This is a genomic window from Plantibacter sp. AC185 (assembly GCF_979258065.1).
In genome coordinates this window covers 3,081,802-3,100,507 of record NZ_OZ409831.1, presented here as the reverse complement: position 1 = coordinate 3,100,507, position 18,706 = coordinate 3,081,802, and the positions used below count along the sequence as shown (strand labels likewise).

The window sequence follows — 18,706 nt, the reverse complement described above, 5'->3', positions numbered from 1 at the left end:
TCAGCGGCGGCGACGCGTCCCGAAGATGCCCTCGACGACGCCGGTGAGGATCGACCGCGTCGCCTTCGACCCGAGGATCTCTTCGAGCGGACTCTTCGACGACGTCGACGATGACCTCGTCGACGTCCGGCGGGTCGTGCCGGCGGTCTTCCGGAGCAACCGTTCGTACTCGGCGTCGGCCTTCTTCTGCGCCGCGGCCTGCGCCTTGTCGGCCGCGGCCTGCTGCTTCGCGAGTTCCGCCGCGATGCGCTGCCGTTCGAGTTCGGCCTCGGCGGCGAGCGCGGCCTGGTTGGCCTCCTCGAGCTTCGCCGTCAGGATCTCCCTCGCCGACTCGCGGTCGACGGGCGTCCCGTACCGCGCGAGCAACGGTGAGGCCGCGATCGCCGCGTCGATCGCGGTGTCGGCACTGGGCGACATGAGTCCCTGCGGCGCCCGCAGTCTCGTCCACGCGACCGGCGACGGTGCCCCTTTCTCGTTCATCACGGTGACGACCGCCTCACCGGTGCCGAGCGAGGTGAGGACCTCGCCGAGCTCGTAGCCGGAGGTCGGGTAGGTCGACACGGTCGCTTTGAGTGCCTTCGCGTCGTCTGGGGTGAAGGCGCGGAGGGCGTGCTGTACGCGCGACCCGAGCTGCGCGAGCACCTCGCCCGGGACGTCCTTCGGTGTCTGCGTGACGAAGAAGATGCCGACACCCTTCGACCGGATGAGCCGGACCGTCTGCGTGATCTGCGCGAGGAAGTCCTTCGACGCGTCGCGGAACAGCAGGTGCGCCTCGTCGAAGAAGAACACGAGCTTCGGCTTCTCGGGGTCGCCCACCTCGGGGAGGGTGTTGAAGAGGTCGGCGAGCAACCACATGAGGAACGTCGAGTAGAGGGCCGGCTGGTTCTGGACGCCCGGCACCTCGAGCAGGCTGACGATGCCCTTGCCGCTCGGGTCGAGGCGGATGAAGTCGGCGGTGTCGATCTCGGGTTCGCCGAAGAAGACGTCGGCGCCCTGGTCGGCGAAGGTGATGAGCTCGCGCAGGATCACCCCGACGGTGGCGCCCGACAGCCCGCCGAGCTCCTGCAGCTCGCCCTTGCCGTCGTCGCTCGCGAGGTAGGTGAGGACCGCGCGCAGGTCGCTGAGGTCGAGGAGCGGCAGGCCCGCCTGGTCGGCGTAGTGGAAGACGAGACCGAGGCTGGACTCCTGCGTGGCGTTGAGGCCGAGGACCTTGCTCAGCAGCAATGGGCCGAAGGCGGCGATGGTGGCGCGGATCGGGACGCCCTTGCCGACGCCGCCGAGCGCGAAGTACTCCGTCGGGGTGGCGGCCGGCGTCCAGTCCTGGCCGATGCCGCGGGCGCGATCGAGGAGCTTCTCGTTCGACTCCCCCGGGGTCGCGATGCCCGAGAGGTCACCCTTGATGTCCGCGGCGAACACGGGGACGCCGGCGGCCGAGAGCTGCTCGACGAGGCCCTGGAGGGTGCGGGTCTTCCCGGTTCCGGTGGCGCCGGCGACGAGCCCGTGCCGGTTCATGACACTGAGCGGGATGCGGACCTGCACCCCGGGCAACGGTTCCCCGTTGACCAGTGCGCCCATCTCGAGCGCCGGGCCGTGCACGACGTAGCCGTCGCGGATCTTCAGCACGTCGTCGAGGCCGAGCGGGCCCGGGCCGATGGTGTCGGCACTGAGGTCATCGGTGCTGGTGGCGCCGTCGCCGCTGCTGCTGCTGGGGGCGATGCTGCTGCTGTCCGCACCGACCGCGTCGTCGGTCGGGACATCGGCCGGCACATCAGCTGGGGCCTCGGCGGCCGGCGCGTCACTCGCGGAACCGGACGCCGCCGACTCGACCGGTGACGCCGACGCCGTGGCACCGCCCGACGCCGTGATCCCGGCCCCGGCGAGCGCCGCTGCCGCTTCGGCCGCCTTCACCTTCGCTGCGGCGAGCGCCGCCTGCGCCTGGGCGGCTTCGAGCTCGGCCTGGGCTTGGGCGGCGGCAGCCTGGAGTGCGGCGATCTGCGGGTCGGATGCTGCATCACTGGGCGTCATGTGCCGAGCCTAGCGACGCGTTCCTTACCGGTCGAGGGGTCGCGCGAGGGCTGGACGGCTGCTCCGATCACCACTGTTCGCGGGTGCGCTCCTGGTCGACGACGGCGCGCAGGTCGGACAGTCGGCGCATCCCGGCCAGCGGTTGCGCCATACGGGTGTTGTGCCGGATGCGCGGTTCCACGCGGTCGAGGAAGGCCCAGTACCCGGCGGTGAAGGGGCAGGCGTCCTCGCCCAACCGCACCTTGGGATTGAAGACGCACCCACCGCAGTAGTCGGACATCTTGTCGATGTACGCGCCACCCGAGGCGTAGGGCTTCGTCGCGACGATGCCGCCGTCCGCGTGCTGCGACATGCCGATGACGTTCGCGGGCATCACCCAGGGGGTGCCGTCGACGAACATGTCGATGAACCAGTCGTTGAGCGCGACGGGGTCGTACCCGTGCTGCAGGGCCCAGTTGCCGAGCACCATGAGCCGTTGGATGTGATGTGCCCAACCGTGGCGACGCATCCCGTCGATCGTCTCGCGGAGGCAGTTGGACTGGATGGCGGCGGAATCGAGTTCGCGGAACTGTCGAGGGAGCGGCTCGTGTGCTCCGAGGGCGTTGTGACTCGTCCGGTAGGGCTCGCCGAGGTGCCAGTAGAGATGCCAGACGTAGTCGCGCCAGCCGATGATCTGACGGGTGAAGCCCTCGACGCTCGACAGCGGTGCGCGCCCGGCGTGGAACTCGGCGACCACGGTCTCGACGGCGTCGCGCGGGTCGAGCAGGCCGAGGTTGAGCGGCGCGCTCAGCAGGGAGTGCGCCATCGTCCAGTCGCCGCCGAGCATGGCGTCCTCGAACGGGCCGAAGTCGCCGAGCCTGGTCTCGATGAAGTCCGCCAGCGCCGCCTCCGCCTCGGCCGCGGTCGCCGCGAAGCGCCGGGGCCCGTCGTCGCCGACCAGCTGGACCAGTCCGTCGCGCTGCCAGCGGTCGAGGTCCTCCCGGACCTCCGCGTCGATGTCGTCCTCCTCGGGCCACAGCGGCTCGGGCAGACCGAGCCGGGCGGCTCCCTTCGGCGGCGGGTTCCGGTTGTCGTGGTCGTAGTTCCACCGGCCGCCCTCCGGCTGGTCGCCGCGCATGAGGATCCCGGTCCGCTCCCGCACCGTGCGGTAGAAGTCCTCCAGGAGAAGCCGCTTGCCGTCCCGCGTCGACGCCCAGGCCGCGAAGTCCGGCTCCGAGGTCACGAAGCCGCGACTCGGGAGCACCCGGAGGCCACGTGCGCGGACGAAGCGCCGGGCCGTCCACGAGGGTGGGTCGATCACCTCGAGGTCGGCGCCGGCCTCGACGACCTCCTCGTAACGGTCGACCTGGTGGAACTCCGCCCGGTCGCCGAGTTCCGCCGCACGATGTCGGATGGCCGAGAGGAAGAGGTGCGCCTTCGCCCGGTGCATCGGTCGCTTCGTGAAGGTGGACTTCGATTCGATGAGCAGGATCGGTCCGCCGTCGTCGAACGCCGGGCCGAGCTGGCCGGTGAGGATCCATCGCCGGCGAGGGGCCGCGTCATCGGGGTGCTCGGCGGCGCTCCGGCCGGTGGTGTCCATCGCCTCAGCGTACGTGGGGCGACGGACACCACCGGGGGCTTGCTCAGCCTGCTCCGATGCTGCTCGGTTCTGTACTGCGGTGCCCCGCTCGGCTCACAACGCTCAGAGTGTCGCGGCGAACGGGTCCCAGTCCTCCGCGACGAGCGGCACCGGCGTGACCCGGCTCGCCACATCGACGGTCTGGCCGGACACCACGGACTCGTCGATCGAGACGAGCGTGTCGAGCACGTGGTAGCCGAGCGCGCCCGAAGCGAGCGGCGTGCCGCCGGAACGGATCGCCCGGGCGAGGTCGAGGACCCCGGTGCCGCGGCCGGCGAGGACGCCCTCGGTCGGCACGATCTCCCACTCCGGGTCCTGCTGCATCCGCTCGATGGGCGCCGCGCGAGTGATCCGCACCTCGCCCGTGAACATGTTCGGGTCGGGGATCACGAGCGTCCCCTCGGTGCCGGTGATCTCGACGACGCCCATCTTCGCGAGCGGTGACTCGAAGCTGAAGACGCTCTGGCTCACGCCGCCGTCCACGAAGCGGGCGATGGCGCTGACGTGCGTCGGCACCTCGACGGCGAACTCGGTGCCGACGCGGTCGCCCTGCTGGATCGTCCGCGTCGCACGCCCACGGGAGCCCGCAGCCGACACCGAGGCGACCGAACCGAACACCTGCACGAGCGTCGTCAGGTAGTACGGCCCCATGTCGAACAGCGGCCCGCCACCCTTCGCGAACAGGAACTCCGGGTTCGGGTGGAAGATGTCCGGCCCCGCGTACTGCATGACGGTCTGGGCGGTGAGCGGCTGACCGATGTCACCGCGGGCGATGGCGCGACGCGCGGACTGGACGCCCGGGCCGAGCACCGTGTCCGGCGCGATGCCGACGAGGAGTCCCGCGGCGTCGGCCTGCTCGAGGAGCGCGAGCCCGCTCGCACGGTCGACGCTGATCGGCTTCTCCGTCCACACGTGCTTGCCGGCGGCGAGCACCTGCGAGGCGACCTGCGCGTGGACGGCGGGGATCGTGAGGTTCACGACGAGCTCGACGTCCGGGTGTGCGAGGACGTCGTCGGCGGTCCCCCACTCGCCGACGCCCCACTTCTCGGCCTGGGCCTTCGCGCGGTCGACGTCGAGGTCGCCGAGGATCACGACGTGGACGTCGGGGAACGAGGTGAGGTGCTCGAGGTAGGTGTCGCTGATCATGCCGGTGCCGATGAACCCGACGCCGACCGGGCCGCTGCCCTGCGGAGCGCGTGCCGTCGTGCCCTGCGCTGCCGCGGGCGTCGTGCCGTGCACTGCCGCGGCCATCAGCGGACCGCCGCTTCGGTCGAGACGAGCTGTTCGGCGACGAGCGCGTCGACGCTCGCCTGGATGCCGTCGAAGATGTCGCCGGCGCCGTAGTGGTCGAACTCGATGATCGCGAACCGCGCCGAGGGCGCTGCGGCGAGGGACTCACGCAGCGGGACCTCGCCCTGCCCGAACGGTCGCTGGTCGAGACTCGTCGGCACGAAGGGGGCGGCGCCCGGTGCGAACGGGTCGGCGGGCAGCAGGCCGTCCTTGACGTGGAGCGCCTGGACGCGGTCGCCGAGGCGGCCGAGCAGCGCGGGGACGTCCTGGCCGGCGGTCGCCGCCCAGAACAGGTCGATCTCGAGGGCGACGTCGTCACGCAGCTGGTCGGCGAAGACCTCGAACGCGCTGCGTCCGCCGAACGATGCGACGAACTCCTGGGAGTGGTTGTGGTAGCCGACGCGGAGACCGTGGTCGGCGGCGCGCTCCGCTGCGGCGTTCAGGCGGGACGCCGTGTCGGCGACGGCGGCTTCGTCGAGCCAGCGGTCGGGGCTCACGAACGCGTCGATGACGATCTCGAGGCCGAGCGTCTTCGCTGCCGCGAACACCTCCTCCGGTGGGGCGACCGGCATGACCTGGTCGCCGAAGCGGATCTCGTCGGAGAGGAGGGTCGCGTGCCCGGTGCGGGCGGCGAGACCGTGGCGGTCGAAGGCCTCGCGGAGCTCGGGCGCGCGGGAGACGAAGTCGAAGGCTTCGACCTCGCGCAGGCCCATGCCGGCGAGCCAGGCGAGGGCGTCGTCGAGTCCCTGGTCGAGGTGCTCCTTGATGCTGTAGAGCTGCACGGAGAGCGCTGGTGCGGTCATGGTGTTGCCGTCCGTTCTGACGCCGTCCTTGGCGTCGCTGGGTGATGGAGTGGAGCTGGTGATCGGGGTGCGGGAGGCGTGACCAGGGTCACCCACGGGTCGCGATCGATCCGGTGATGGTCCCGTCGGCGTTCCGGGTCATGCGGTGTCGGACCGGCAGGATCGTCAGCGCGCCGAGCACGGCGATCACTCCGGCGCCCCAGAACAGGGCTGTGTAGTTGTTGCCGACCGCGCCGAGTCCGAGGAGGAACGCGCCCACCGCACCGGCGAGCGACTGCGGCAGGGCGTTCGCGATATTGAGGACACCGAGGTCCTTCGCCGCGTCGTCGGGGTTCGGCAGGACGTCCACGACGAGGGCGGTGTCGACCGCGACGTACACGCCGTACGCCGCCCCCATGATGGCCTCGACCACGTAGAACATGGGCACCGTCGTGGTGTGGGCGAGCAGGATGAGCCCGACCGCGAACACCACCGTGGAGCCGATGACGAACACCTTGCGGTTGAGCATCCGGTCCGACAGCCAACCGCCGAGCTTCGCGGTGATGACGAGCGCGATCGTGTAGATCAGCACACCCATGGTCAGGGTGTCGACCGCGCCCTGCTGCGACAGCCCGACCTCCTCCTGCAGGAAGAACAGGCGGAACGCGACGAAGAGGAACGACGCGAGCGTCAGGAGGAACCGTGAGAGCCAGACCCAGCCGAAGTCCGGGTGCTTGAGCGGGTTCACCCAGAAGGTGAAGAGCAGACCCTTCCATCCGCCGACGTCCGGACGGGTGGTGATCGCGCGGTCGGGCAGGACGAAGCAGTACAGCCACACGGTGATCAGCGCGAAGACGGCCGGAGCGACGAAGAGGAGCAGCATGTCGGTGACGAACCAACTGGCCACGAAGGCCGCCGCGAGGATGCCGACGTTCTGCATGACCCCGACGTTCGCGGAGACACTCCCGCGCTGTTCCGGCGGGACCTGGTCGGCGATCGTCGCGAGCAGCGGGCCGAGGATGGCGTTGCCGGTCAGCTGCGCGAGGCACCACCCGGCGATGAGGACCGGGACGTTCGGAGCGAGGGCGACGATCGTGAGCGAGGCGACGAAGCCGATGGCGCCGAGGAACATCCACGGCCGACGGCGACCGAACCGCGAGAGGGTGAGGTCGGACAGGCGGCCGATCACCGGGTTCGCGACGAGGGCGAACAGGGCGGCGATGGAGAGGACGTTGCCGTTGACGACCGCCGCCTGGTCACCCGGGACGAGCTGCTGCGTCTTGAGGGCCAGGCTCACGGTGACCGGGGCGAGCAGGGCCACGAACAGGCCGAACTGGGCGAGCGCCATGGTGGTGACGACCCGCTTCGACGCCCGTTCCGTCGGCCCCGACGGGCCGGTGACGAGGCTGACGTAGGGGCCGCTCGAGGCACGCTGGCCGGTGGGTTTGGGGCGGCGGGGCGGGTTGGACATCCGAGTTCCTCTCAACGCTGAGCTGCGGACCGGCTCTGGCCCGCGGGTGGTGCTGTCCTGGCAGGATCGGGAAACCGATCACTGCACGGCTTTGAGTATATGCGCGAAACCCGAGTGGTCAATAGGTTTTCACGAAACCCGTCGGTGTGGGCTGCTGCCAGCGCGGTGCGCTGACGCGAGCGCGGCCCAGCCGCGTGAGCGCGGGTCTCCAGAGGGTCGCGCTCACGCGCCCGGGGCGCGCCCACGCCGATTCCGCGGCGCTCGCGTCACCGCACCGCGCCGGGCCCCACAGACCCGCGCTCGGGTCAGCGCACCGCGCCGGCGTCGCCGACGAGGAGAGCCCAGGCGCGCTCGAGGTCACCGGCCATGTCGACGGAGGGGTCGAGCGTCCACTGCACCTGCAGACCGTCGGCGAGGGCGACCATGACACGCGCCACGTGATCGGGGTCGAGGCCCGCGGCGACCCGCCCGGAGGCCTGACGATCCCGGACGACGTCGGCGATGCTCCGGCGCACCGCTGTGACGTGATCGACGAAGAACCCGCGCACCGGGTGCTCCGCATCACCGGCGGCGGCCGCCATCGTCAGGTACAGCTCGACGAGCCCCGGGACGTCGCTGTTGTGGCGCATGACCGCGACCAGACCCTCGATCGCGTCCTGCGACCCGGCCGCGGCGAACTCCTCGTAGTCGACGGCGTCGCGCTCCCGCAGGATCGCCGCGAACAGGTGTTCCTTGGATTCGAAGTAGTGCATGAGCCCCGGCAGGCTGACGCCGACCTCACGCGCGACCTCACGGAGCGACGTGCCGCGGTACCCCTCGCGTGCGAACACCGCGAGCGCGACGCGCAGGATCTCTTCCCGGCGCGCAACGCCTTTCGCGTAGGAGCCCCGTGCCGTCATGTGCCGATTGTAGGGCCGCACGACGTCGGCGGTGGGTGGGATTCCCCCACCCACCGCCGACGCCGATACGTGCATCACTCAGGACGGGTCCGGCGCGCCGTCCCGCGATCGCCGCGAGCGCGGCAGACCCGCCGCGATCGTCCTGAATGATGAACGTCGAGATCCCTGACCCGCAGCCCGCTCCCGCAGCCCGACTCAGGCGCCGAGTGCGACCGCCGTCCACGACACGGGCGGGAGCGTGATCGTGAGGGTGCCGTCGGCGAGCGACGCACTGTCGTTCACGGTGAGACCGACGCGCTCGCGGTCGTCGATCGTGTTCTTCGCGTAGACGTCCTCGTCGTGGATGCCGTTCGCCTCGACGACCGAACCGACGCCGAGCGCCGAGACGTCGACGGTCACCGTGATCGCCTCGTCCTGGTGACGGTTCACGAGGAACACGGACGCGGTCCCGGCCTCGGCGTCGTACGTCGCGACCGAGTCGACGAGCGGTGCGTCGCCGTGGACCTTCGTGGTGTAGCTGCCGACCTCGATGCGCGGCGCGATCACGACACCCGATGCGAGCCGACTGGTGACCGAGAACGGGAAGAACGTCGTCTGCCGCCAGGCGCCACCGCCCGGCTCGGTCATGATCGGGGCGATGACGTTCACGAGCTGCGCGAGGCTCGCGGAACCGACGCGGTCGCTGTGCTTGAGGAGCGTCATCAGCAGGTTGCCGAACACGACCGCGTCGGCGACCGAGTAGACGTCCTCGATGAGGCGGGGCGCGTAGGCCCACTCCTCGATGGTGCCCTCGATCGCATTCCACTCGTCGAGGTACCAGACGTTCCACTCGTCGAACGAGAGCTGGATCTGCTTGTCGGAGTGACGCTTGTGCTGGACGTGGTCGGCGGCCGCGACGACCGTCCGGATGAAGTACTCCATATTGAGGGACGACGCGAGGAACGACCCGAGGTCGCCGTCGCGCTCCTGGTAGTACGCGTGGCAGGAGATGTAGTCCACCGAGTCGAAGCTGTGCTCGAGGACGGTGCGCTCCCAGTCCCCGAAGGTCGGCATCGAGGAACTCGACGAACCACAGACGACGAGTTCGAGCTTCGGGTCGACCATCTTCATCGCCGACGCGGTCCGGGCGGCCAGCTTGCCGTAGTCGTCGGCCGACATGGCGCCGACCTGCCACGGCCCGTCCATCTCGTTGCCGAGACACCACATGCTGATGCCGTAGGGCTCGGGAGCGCCGTTCGCGATCCGCTGGTCGGACAGCGCCGTTCCGCTCGGGTGGTTCGTGTACTCGAGGAGGTCGAGCGCTTCGAGCACCCCGCGCGTGCCGAGGTTGACCGCCATCATCATCTCGCTGCCGGTGAGCTTGCACCACTTCGCGAACTCATCGACGCCGACCTGGTTGGTCTCGAGCGAGTGCCAGGCCAGGTCGCGGCGCACGGGGCGGTTCTCGCGCGGCCCGACGCCGTCCTCCCAGCGGTAGCCGGAGACGAAGTTGCCGCCCGGGTAGCGGATGGTGCTCGTGCCGAGCTCCGTGACGAGGTCGACGACGTCGCCGCGGAAGCCGTCGGCGTCGGCGGTGGGGTGGCCGGGCTCGTAGATGCCGTCGTAGACGCAGCGGCCCAGGTGCTCCACGAACGAGCCGAAGATCCGGCGGTTGACGGGTGCGACCGTGACGTTCGGGTCGATGGCGATGCGTGCGGTGGTCATGACGGGAGGTGTCCTTCGTTCGGGCCGGAGTCGGCCGTGGCGTGCAGTGCTGGTCGTGCGTGCGTTGCGTGGGCGGTCGTGGTGTCGATGATGTCGTGGAGCTCCCGGTCGGGGCGACGCAACGGCGGCGCGTCTGTGGAGCGGCTCACTTCACGCTGCCGAGGGAGAGCCCGCCCTGCCAGTACCGCTGCAGGGAAAGGAAGGCGATGATGAGCGGCACGATCGAGATGAACGCCCCGGTGACGATGAGGTTCCACACCTGCTCGCCGCCGGCACCCGCGTTCGACAGTGCCGTCCAGTTGTTCAGTCCGACCGTCACGGGAAGCAGGTTCGGGTCGCTGAGCACCGCCAGCGGCAGGAAGAAGTTGTTCCACGTGCCGACGATCGAGAGCAGCAGCACCGTGACGATCGCCGGTCGCAGCAGCGGGAGAGCGACCTGGAAGAAGGTCCGCAGCTCCCCTGCGCCGTCGACCCGCGCGGCGTCGAGGATCTCGTCCGGGATGGCGTCCTGGGTGTAGATGCGCATGAGGTACACGCCGAACGGGCTGAGCAGCGACGGGAGGATCACGGCCCAGATCGTGTTGACGAGGCCGACCTGGCTGAGCAGGACGAAGGTCGGGATGACCAGGGCCGTGAGCGGGACCATGACCGCACCGAGCAGCAGGTTGAAGAACAGCGAGCGACCACGGAACCGGTACTTGGCGAAGCCGTATCCGGCGAGCACCGCGAGGACCGTGGCACCGATCCCACCCGAGAACGCGTACAGGAAGGAGTTCCCGAGCCAGCGCCAGTAGATGCCGCCCTGATGGGTGGAGAGCTCGGCGACGTTGTCGAAGAAGTTGAACTCACCGTCGAACCAGAGCGGCCCGCCGGAGCCGGTGAAGAGCCCGGAGGTGTCTTTCGTGGCCGCGACGATCAACCACCACAGCGGGAGGATGAAGTAGATGACGAGGGCGAGGAGGAAGAGGTGCGAGCCGACGCGTCGGCCGCCGGTGCGGGCCTCAGGGCCCTGACGTCGTCGTCCGGCCTTCGGGTTGACGGCCGGGATGGCGGTGGTGGCGCTCATCATTTGAGTCCGCTCTGCTTGCGCGTGAGGAAGAGGAAGACGTACGAGCCGATGAACACGATGATCCCGAGCGCGAAGGAGATCGCGGAGGCGTAGTTGAACTGGCTGTACGAGAAGGCGAGGGAGTACGCGTACATGTTCGGTGTGTACGAGATGGGGATGGCGCCCTGGGCGACCCCGCGCAACACCTGCGGTTCGGTGAAGAACTGCAGCGTGCCGATCATGGCGAAGATGAGCACCATGACCATCGACGAGGAGATCATCGGCACCTTGATGCGCAGCGCGGTCTGGAACGCGTTCGCGCCGTCGATGCGGGCGGCCTCGTAGATCGACGGGTCGATCCCGCGGAGCGCCGCGTAGATGATGATCATGTAGTAGCCCGACCACTGCCAGGTCACGATGTTGACGAGGCTGCCGAAGATGCTGCTCTGGTCGAGGAAGGACGGCGCCGTGGCCCCGAAGAGCGCGAAGACGTCGGTCGCCGGACCGAAGCGAGGACTGTAGAGGAAGCCCCACATGAGCGCGCCGATGACCACCGGGATGGCGTACGGGACGAAGATCATGAGCCGCGAGAACTTCGACAGGACGGTCGCCAGGTTGTCGAGCACGAGGGCTGCCACGAGCGCGACGAGCATCTGCGCGGGGATCATGACGAGCGCGAACATCGCCACCCGCCCGAGCCCGCTGAGGAAGATCGGGTCGGTGAAGGCCTTCGCGTAGTTCGCGAGGCCGGTGAACTCGGTACCGGTCGCGAGGGTGGAGGTCTGGAGGCTCATCCAGAACGCGTAGCAGAGCGGGAAGATGAGGAAGGCCGCGAAGACCACGGCGAAGGGGGCGACGAAGAGCCAGCCCCAGCGTTGCCGTCGCCGGTCGATCGCGCCGATGCCGCCTCGTCGCGGACGGACGATCCTGGCGGCCGACGCGGCGGTGGAGGCCGATCCGGTGGTGAGTGCCATGATGCTGCTTTCGAGTCGTGTGGACCACCGGGGCGGCGACTGCGCCGCCCCGGTGGTGGAGGACGTGCGGGGCGACGTCGAGGCCGCCCCGGCGGGCTACTTCGAGGTGAAGCCCTGCTCGGTGGCGTACTTCTCGAGGCTCGCCTGGAGGTCGTCGAGCGCCTCGTCGGCGGTCTTCTCCCCCTGGACCATCGCGTACTGCTGCTCGGTCAACTGGTCGAACGCGTAGTTCTGGAACGGACTGAACGTGAAGCCGCTGTAGCCGGCCGCCGCGGCGAGGAAGACGTCCTTGTTGATCTGCTGACCACCGAAGAACGGGTACTCGAGGTTCGTGAAGTAGTCGGACTCCAGGATCGGCTTGTACGTCGGGAACAGCGCGCCCTGCTCGATGCCGATCTTCCACGCCTCATCGGTGCCGAAGATGTCCTTCGCGACCTCCGCGGCGAGTTTCTTGTCCTTCGCCTGCTCGGTCACGGCGAAGGTGGATCCGCCCCAGTTCACCTGGACGGGGTTCGCCGCGTCCCACTGCGGGAGCGGGGCGGCGCGCCACACGGCGGTGTCGTCGGCGTCGGAGAGGCCCTGCAGGTAGCCCGGGCCCCACGCGGCCGCGAGGTAGACGGCGTAGGTGCCGTCGACGAGGCTCGTGTTGTAGTCGGCGGTGAAGGCGTCGTCGGTGGTGACGAGTCCCTCCTTCACGAGGCCGTCCCAGTAGTTGAGGACCTGCTTGGACGCGTCGTCGTTCACGTCGATCGACACCTCGGTGGGCTTCGTCTTGTCGTACTCGAACGGCTTGGAGCCGGCCTGCGCGAACAACGCCTGGTTGAAGGCCCGGCCGTTCGTCGGGAAGTTGGCGAGGACACCCGTGCCGGCGTCCTTCAGCTGCTTCGCAGCGGCGGCGAACTCGTCCCAGGTGGTCGGTACGGCGATGCCGGCCTTGTCGAAGAGGTCCTGGCGGTAGAGCATGCCCATCGGGCCGCTGTCGACCGGGATCGCGTACACCGAATCACCGCTCGTGACGTCGTTCCAGGCGCCCTCGGTGTACTTGTCCTTGACCTCGTTCGCGCCGAACTCGCCGATGTCGACGAGCGCCTTGCGGATCGTGAAGCTGGAGATGACCTCGGACTCGAGCATGATGACGTCGGGCGCGCCGGACTTCGCCTCGATGGCGGTGGAGAACTTCGTGTACTCGTCGTTGCCCTGGCCAGCGTTCGTCCAGCAGACCTGGACGTCGTCGTGCGTCTCGTTGAAGAGGTCGACGACCTGCTCGAAGGCGGGGAACCAAGCCCAGACGGTGACCTGCGGCACGTCCTTCTTGGTGATGGTGTTGGTGCAGGAGGCTTCGCCGCCTCCGCTTGCGCCACCGGTGGAGCATCCGGTGAGGGCCATCGCTGCGACGGCGACCGTGCCGACTGCTGCGAGAACTCGTGACTTCATGTGGGTGCTGTCCTCTCGGAGATGGAACTTCGTTGTCATCGTGCCGGGTTTTACAACGTTGAAGGTAAACGTTGTAAAAGCATGATGCCGGGTGGTTCCAGCGATGTCAAGGACGAATCGGGGCGGCGGATCAGGCGGCTGGGAACGCGGTGGACTCCCGCTGGACGAGCTCGAAGTCGGCGAGCACGAGGCGCGGCGGGAAGGACTCGTCGCGCCGCTCGATGCGCTCCAGCAGCAGATCCACGGCCGTCTCGGCGATCTGGTCGCGCCCCGGCGCGATCGTCGACAGCGACGGCAGGGAGTACCGTCCTTCGTCGATGTCGTCGAAGCCGATGATCGCCACCTGCTCCGGCATCCGGATGCCCCGCTCGCTCAGCACGCGCATCGCGCCGAGGGCGAGGGCGTCATTGAATGCGACGATGCCGTCGAGTTGCACTCCCTCGTCGAGCATCGTGCGCATCGCGACCGCGCCGTCCAGGCGATGCCAGATCTCGACTTCGCGCACGAGGGCCTCGTCGTACGGCAGACCCGCGGCGTCGAGCGCTTCGCGGTAGCCGACGAGGCGCAGCCCGGCCGAACCGATCTCCTCCCCCGGGTGTGCGCCGAACGCCACGATCCGTCGGCGCCCCGAAGCGATCAGGTGCTCCGTCGCCGCCCGCACGCCCTCGGTGTTCTGCATGGTGACGTGGTCGTTCGGAGCGTTGAAGATCCGCTCGCCGAGGAGGACCATCGGCGTGCGCACCTCGGCGAGGATGTCGACGTCCTCCTCCCCCAGCTCGAGCGCGGAGTACAGGATGCCGTCGACGAGTTGTGTCCGCGGACCACGGACGAGCGCCGCCTCGCGCTCGCGGTCGCCACCGGTCTGCTCGATGAGCACGTACAGACCACGCTGCGCGGCGGCGTGCATGACGGCGTCGGCGAGTTCGGCGAAGTAGGAGTTCCGGAGGTCGGGGATGATCAGGCTGATGACGCCGGACCGGCCGGAGCGGAGCCCACGCGCGGAGAGGTTCGGGCGGTAGCCGAGCTCGGCGATCGCCGCGAGCACCCGCTCCTTGGTCGCCTGCTTGATGTGCGGGTAGTCGTTGACGACGTTCGAGACGGTCTTGGCGGACACCCCGGCGAGCTTCGCCACGTCGTGCAGGGTGGTCGCCATGATCCTCCTCGGCGGCGGCCTGCCCGGCCGCCCTGTACGCACTCTACAACGTTGAAGGAGCGGCCCTGGATCCGGGCGTGTGGGCGATCACGGAGCCGGTGGACTCCCTCGGGACGACGCGGAAGCCGCTGACGATCGCGCGCGGTGCCTCCGGCTGCCCGGGTGCGGCGATCCGCTCGATCAGGAGCTCGACGGCGCGCTCGGCGATCTCCTCCCGGCCGATGTCGACCGTAGACAGGGTCGGGAGGGCGTAGCGCGTCTCGTCCAGGTCGTCGAAGCCGATGATCGCGACGTCGTCGGGGATGCGGAGCCCGGCGTCCTGGAGGACGCGCATGGCACCGAGGGCCATCGCATCGTTGAAGGCGACGACGCCGTCGAACGGCAGGCCCGCGGCGATGACCTCGCGCATCGCGTTCGCCCCGTCGCTGCGGTGCCAGCTGACGACGGTGCTGACGTAGGCGGGATCGGCCGGGATGCCGGCGGCTTCGAGCGCCTCCCGATACCCCTGGAGACGGAGGGCGGCCGGTCCCAGGGTGTCGTGCGGGTCGGTGCCGAGCGCGACAATGTGGCGCCTGCCCTGCGCGAGCAGGTGTTCGGTCGCCGCGCGGGCGCCGTCGACGTTGGCCATCGTCACGTGGTCGCGGTCGCCGTCGAACAATTGCTCACCGAGGATCACCATGGGCCCGTCCGGGAGGAGCGCGCTGTCGTCGCGGTCGAGGCTGAGCGGACTGTAGAGGATGCCGTCGACGAGCTGCATGCGCGGCCCACGGAGGATCTCGAGCTCGACGTCGCGACCGCCGGCCACCTGCTCGATGAGCACCGAGAGCCCGCGCGCACGAGCCTGACGCATGACCGCGTCCGCGAGCTCCGCGAAGTAGGCGTTGCGGAGGTCGGGGATGATGAGGCTGATCACGCCGGACCGGCCGGAGCGGAGGCTCCGGGCCGAGAGGTTGGGGCGGTAGCCGAGCTCGGCGATCGCCCGCTCGACCTTGGAGCGGGTCGCGTCGCTCACGTGCGGGTAGTCGTTGACGACGTTCGAGACGGTCTTGATCGAGACGCCCGCGCGTGCGGCGACGTCGTGCATCGTGATCGACACGCGTCTCCTCCCCCGGCCGGCTCCCGGCTGTCAGCAGACTACCGCTCCGCCGGCACGGGGTGTCGTGGCCGCCAGCGCGGTGCGCTGACGCGAGCGCGGGTCAGTGGCGTGAGCGCGGGCCTCCGGAGGGGCGCGCCCACGCGGTGGACCCGCGCTCACGCCCATCCGGGCGGTCTGGGGTCAGCGCACCGCGCTGGCGTCAGGACGGAACACGAACGACGAGCGCTGGACGACCGGCGTCAAGCGCGGGGTGTCCACTCGGTCAGCCGTCGGTCAGCGGGACCCGTTTCTTCGGTTCGGTCGACATCCGGTGCAGCAACGGCACCGCGATGATGAGCGCGACACCGGCACCGAGCAGCAGCCCACCGATCGTGTCGCTCACCCAGTGGGCGCCGAGATAGGTCCGCGACAGCATCATCAGCAGCGTGTAGGCGACACCGATCAACCACACCCAGACCCGCGGGAAGATGATCCCGAACGCGACGGCGATGGTCGCCGCGTTCGCACTGTGCCCCGAGGGGAAGGAACCGAAGTCCGCGTGGACCAGGATGTCCTCGGGCCGCGATCGACCGACGATGTTCTTGATGATCTGCACCGCTCCGGCACTCAGGGCCGAGACGAGCGCGAAGTAGAGGGCGGCCCACGGTCGGCGCAACAGCAGGAGGACGGCGATCCCGAGCAGCGGTACGACGAAGATCGCGACGACCCCGCCGCCGAGCCAGTTCATCACGAGCGCAGCCTGGACGAGCCACGGTGAACGCTCCTCGAGGACCTCCTGCATCCACTCCTCGTCGAACCCGAACGGGGCGTTCGGGCCGCGCTGGAAGAGCAGCACGCCGAGCAGGAGGACGAGGACCACGGCGATCGCCCCGCTGATCAACGGCCACCGTCGGGAGACCTTCGCGGCGAGCTTCGGATCGGGCCGGATCGACGCCGGGTCCGGATCCATCGCGAGTGCACCCGACTCGTCGAGGGCTGGCGAGACCGCCTCGTGCACCTCGGGAGCCGGTGCAGCTGCTGGGTCGTCGTGGTCGTCGGGTGCCGTCATCGTCTCATCATGCCGTGTCGGGTATGTCTCGCGCGTGGGCTTGCGCCGGGAGGATGACGCGCTGATCGCCGCGCCGATGCGTCTCCGGACGCGCCCGGACGGGCACTGGCGACGGGGACGGCCGACGAGCACGAGCCGCGAGTCTGACGGGCGATACTGGAGCGGTGACGACCGACTCCCGAACCGCCCCGCTCGCCGACGACGCGCGGTGCCCCTGTCTGTCCGGTGAGACGTACGGCGCCTGCTGCGGGCGACTACACCGAGGCGAGTCGGGGGCGGCGACCGCGGAGGCGCTCATGCGGTCGCGGTTCTCGGCCTTCGCGGTCGGCGACGCCGAGTACCTGCTGCGCACGTGGCATCCGTCGACCAAGCCGGCGTCGCTCGAGCTGGACCACTCGCTCCGCTGGTACCGGCTCGACATCGTCGCGACCTCCCGCGGTGGGCTGCTCGACACCGAGGGGATGGTCGAGTTCGTCGCGCACCACAAGGTTCCCGGCGTGCGGGGCTCCGCCGGGAGCCAGCATGAACGGAGTCGGTTCTCGAAGGACACCGGCGCCTGGACCTACGTCGACGGCTTGGACCCCTCCGCCTGACCGGGACCCGCTCGCCCGGCCCGGCCCCGAGCCGGTGTCAGCGCGGTGCGCTGGCCCGAACCGCCCCGAACCGGCGTCAGCGCGGTGCGGCCACCCGAGTGAGCCCGAACCGGCGTGACCGCGGATCGCAGCGCCGAGCGCGCCGCTCCGGAGACCCGCGCTCACGCCACAGACCCGCGCTCACGTCAGCGCACCGCGCTGGCGCACCGCGCTGGCGCGAGCCCACCAGGTCAGCCGGCGAGGGCCGGGACCCTCTTCGGCTGCACGATGAACCAGAGCGCACACACCGACACGACCGAGGTCGCGGCCATCACGGCGCCCATGGGGATCGCGGTACCGATCCCGAGCACCCCGACGATCGGCGAGATGAGTCCGGCGAGACCGAAGTTGAGCGCGCCGAGGAGCGACGCCGCCGTCCCGGCCTCGTGCCCGTGGTTCGCGAGGGCGAGCACCTGCACCGCCGGGAAGCCGAATCCGCACGACAGGATGAAGAAGAACAGCGGCACCAGCACACCGAACAGCCCGACGTCGGCCATCGTCAGCGCGACGATCGTCACCGCCGAGATGAGCTGCACGATGGTCGTGCACGCGAGGATCCACTGCGGCCCGTACCAGCGCATGAGGCGGGACGAGATCTGCACGCCGGCGACGATGCCGAGCGAGTTCACCGCGAACAGGAGGCCGTACTCCTGCGCGTCGAAGTCGTAGACCTCCTGGAAGAGGAACGACGAGCTCGAGAGGTAGGCGAACAGGCCCGAGAAGCTCATCCCACCGATGAGGGCGACACCGACGAACACGCGGTCGCTGAACACCGAGCGGTAGCGGTCGCGGACGGTGCTGTGTCCGGCGTCGCGACGCCGCGCCGGCGGGAGGGTCTCGACGATCCAGAGCGACACCGCGATGACGACGAACAGTCCGTAGGCGGCGAGGAACACGAAGAGTCCGCGCCAGTCGAGGACGAGGAGGAGCTGCGACCCGATGACGGGGGCGGCGATCGGCGCGAGCCCGTTCACGAGCGCGAGTCGCGACAGCATCCGCACGAGCGGCTTCCCACCGAAGAGGTCGCGGACCATCGCCATCGCGACGACACCACCGGCCGCCGCACCGGCGCCCTGCAGCACGCGGAACACCATGAGCCACCCGATGTCGGGCGCGAACGCGGCGCCGACCGAAGCCAGGATGTGGATGCTCGTCGCGAGGATGAGCGGGAGGCGCCGGCCGACCTTGTCGCTCCAGGGCCCCATGAAGAGCTGGCCCACCGCGAAACCGATCGTGGTCCCGGTGAGGGTGAGCTGGATGAGACTGACCGGGACGTCGAGGTCCTGTTCGAGGATCGGGAACGCCGGCAGGTAGAGGTCGATGGTGAACGGCCCGAGCGCGGTGAGCGCGCCGAGCACGAGGATGTAGACGAGGCGCTGCCTGCCCGAGAGCGAGTCCCCGGGGTGGACGACGGTGATTCCTGCGGTGTGCACTGGTGAACGGATTCCTAGCGGGGTGCGGGGTGGGAGGAGTGGTCCGAATCGATGTCGAATCGATTCGAGAAGCGGCGTCAAGGCTAGCAGCCAGGGACG

Annotated in this window: 15 protein-coding genes; 1 reads left to right on the top strand and 14 read right to left on the bottom strand. The window is 69.6% G+C overall.

Annotated elements, in window-relative coordinates:
• From ACZZZB_RS14665 to ACZZZB_RS14605, 13 genes are all read right to left on the bottom strand, one after another.
• The gene (locus tag ACZZZB_RS14665; RefSeq protein ID WP_463530049.1) at positions 1-2,025 is read right to left on the bottom strand and encodes a helicase HerA-like domain-containing protein; all 2,025 of its coding nucleotides are present in this window, start codon (positions 2,023-2,025) and stop codon (positions 1-3) included.
• Between the two features lie 67 nt (positions 2,026-2,092).
• Positions 2,093-3,604 (bottom strand): cryptochrome/photolyase family protein, encoded by a 1,512-nt coding sequence (locus ACZZZB_RS14660; RefSeq protein ID WP_463530048.1) that lies wholly within the window; start codon positions 3,602-3,604, stop codon positions 2,093-2,095.
• Positions 3,605-3,706: 102 nt separating this feature from the next.
• Positions 3,707-4,894, bottom strand: coding sequence for a Gfo/Idh/MocA family protein (locus tag ACZZZB_RS14655; RefSeq protein WP_463530047.1), 1,188 nt, complete (start codon positions 4,892-4,894; stop codon positions 3,707-3,709).
• Positions 4,894-5,736, bottom strand: a complete 843-nt coding sequence (locus ACZZZB_RS14650; RefSeq protein ID WP_192005746.1) for a sugar phosphate isomerase/epimerase family protein — start codon at positions 5,734-5,736, stop codon at positions 4,894-4,896. The genes ACZZZB_RS14655 and ACZZZB_RS14650 overlap by 1 nt, the downstream gene beginning before the upstream one ends.
• A gap of 88 nt (positions 5,737-5,824) precedes the next feature.
• Positions 5,825-7,186, bottom strand: a complete 1,362-nt coding sequence (locus ACZZZB_RS14645) for an MFS transporter (RefSeq protein ID WP_285026210.1) — start codon at positions 7,184-7,186, stop codon at positions 5,825-5,827.
• A gap of 305 nt (positions 7,187-7,491) precedes the next feature.
• A complete protein-coding gene (locus tag ACZZZB_RS14640; protein WP_121293817.1) occupies positions 7,492-8,085 on the bottom strand; it encodes a TetR/AcrR family transcriptional regulator in 594 nt (197 codons plus the stop codon).
• Positions 8,086-8,280: 195 nt separating this feature from the next.
• Positions 8,281-9,789, bottom strand: a complete 1,509-nt coding sequence (gene arfA, locus ACZZZB_RS14635) for an arabinosylfuranosidase ArfA (RefSeq protein ID WP_463530046.1) — start codon at positions 9,787-9,789, stop codon at positions 8,281-8,283.
• A 145-nt stretch (positions 9,790-9,934) separates the two neighbouring features.
• On the bottom strand, positions 9,935-10,855 hold the full coding sequence (locus ACZZZB_RS14630) for a carbohydrate ABC transporter permease (RefSeq protein ID WP_138945098.1): 921 nt from the start codon (positions 10,853-10,855) through the stop codon (positions 9,935-9,937).
• Positions 10,855-11,811 carry a carbohydrate ABC transporter permease gene (locus tag ACZZZB_RS14625; protein WP_191941712.1) on the bottom strand — a complete coding sequence of 319 codons (957 nt, stop codon included), beginning with the start codon at positions 11,809-11,811 and terminating at the stop codon, positions 10,855-10,857. Before ACZZZB_RS14625 ends, ACZZZB_RS14630 begins: the two co-directional genes overlap by 1 nt.
• Before the next feature lie 96 nt (positions 11,812-11,907).
• Positions 11,908-13,245, bottom strand: a complete 1,338-nt coding sequence (locus tag ACZZZB_RS14620; protein WP_191941713.1) for an extracellular solute-binding protein — start codon at positions 13,243-13,245, stop codon at positions 11,908-11,910.
• 130 nt (positions 13,246-13,375) lie between these two features.
• Positions 13,376-14,398, bottom strand: a complete 1,023-nt coding sequence (locus tag ACZZZB_RS14615; RefSeq protein ID WP_463530045.1) for a LacI family DNA-binding transcriptional regulator — start codon at positions 14,396-14,398, stop codon at positions 13,376-13,378.
• A 43-nt stretch (positions 14,399-14,441) separates the two neighbouring features.
• The gene (locus ACZZZB_RS14610; RefSeq protein WP_463530044.1) at positions 14,442-15,494 is read right to left on the bottom strand and encodes a LacI family DNA-binding transcriptional regulator; all 1,053 of its coding nucleotides are present in this window, start codon (positions 15,492-15,494) and stop codon (positions 14,442-14,444) included.
• A gap of 262 nt (positions 15,495-15,756) precedes the next feature.
• Positions 15,757-16,542: a phosphatase PAP2 family protein gene (locus ACZZZB_RS14605; protein WP_228498527.1), complete on the bottom strand. Its 786-nt coding sequence runs from the start codon at positions 16,540-16,542 to the stop codon at positions 15,757-15,759.
• 164 nt (positions 16,543-16,706) lie between these two features.
• Here ACZZZB_RS14605 and ACZZZB_RS14600 point away from each other — a divergent pair, with 164 nt between their 5' ends.
• The gene (locus tag ACZZZB_RS14600; RefSeq protein ID WP_086474988.1) at positions 16,707-17,135 is read left to right on the top strand and encodes a YchJ family protein; all 429 of its coding nucleotides are present in this window, start codon (positions 16,707-16,709) and stop codon (positions 17,133-17,135) included.
• A gap of 230 nt (positions 17,136-17,365) precedes the next feature.
• Here ACZZZB_RS14600 and ACZZZB_RS14595 read toward each other — a convergent pair whose 3' ends face one another.
• Positions 17,366-18,607 carry a multidrug effflux MFS transporter gene (locus ACZZZB_RS14595; RefSeq protein WP_463530043.1) on the bottom strand — a complete coding sequence of 414 codons (1,242 nt, stop codon included), beginning with the start codon at positions 18,605-18,607 and terminating at the stop codon, positions 17,366-17,368.
• Positions 18,608-18,706 lie beyond the last annotated feature (99 nt).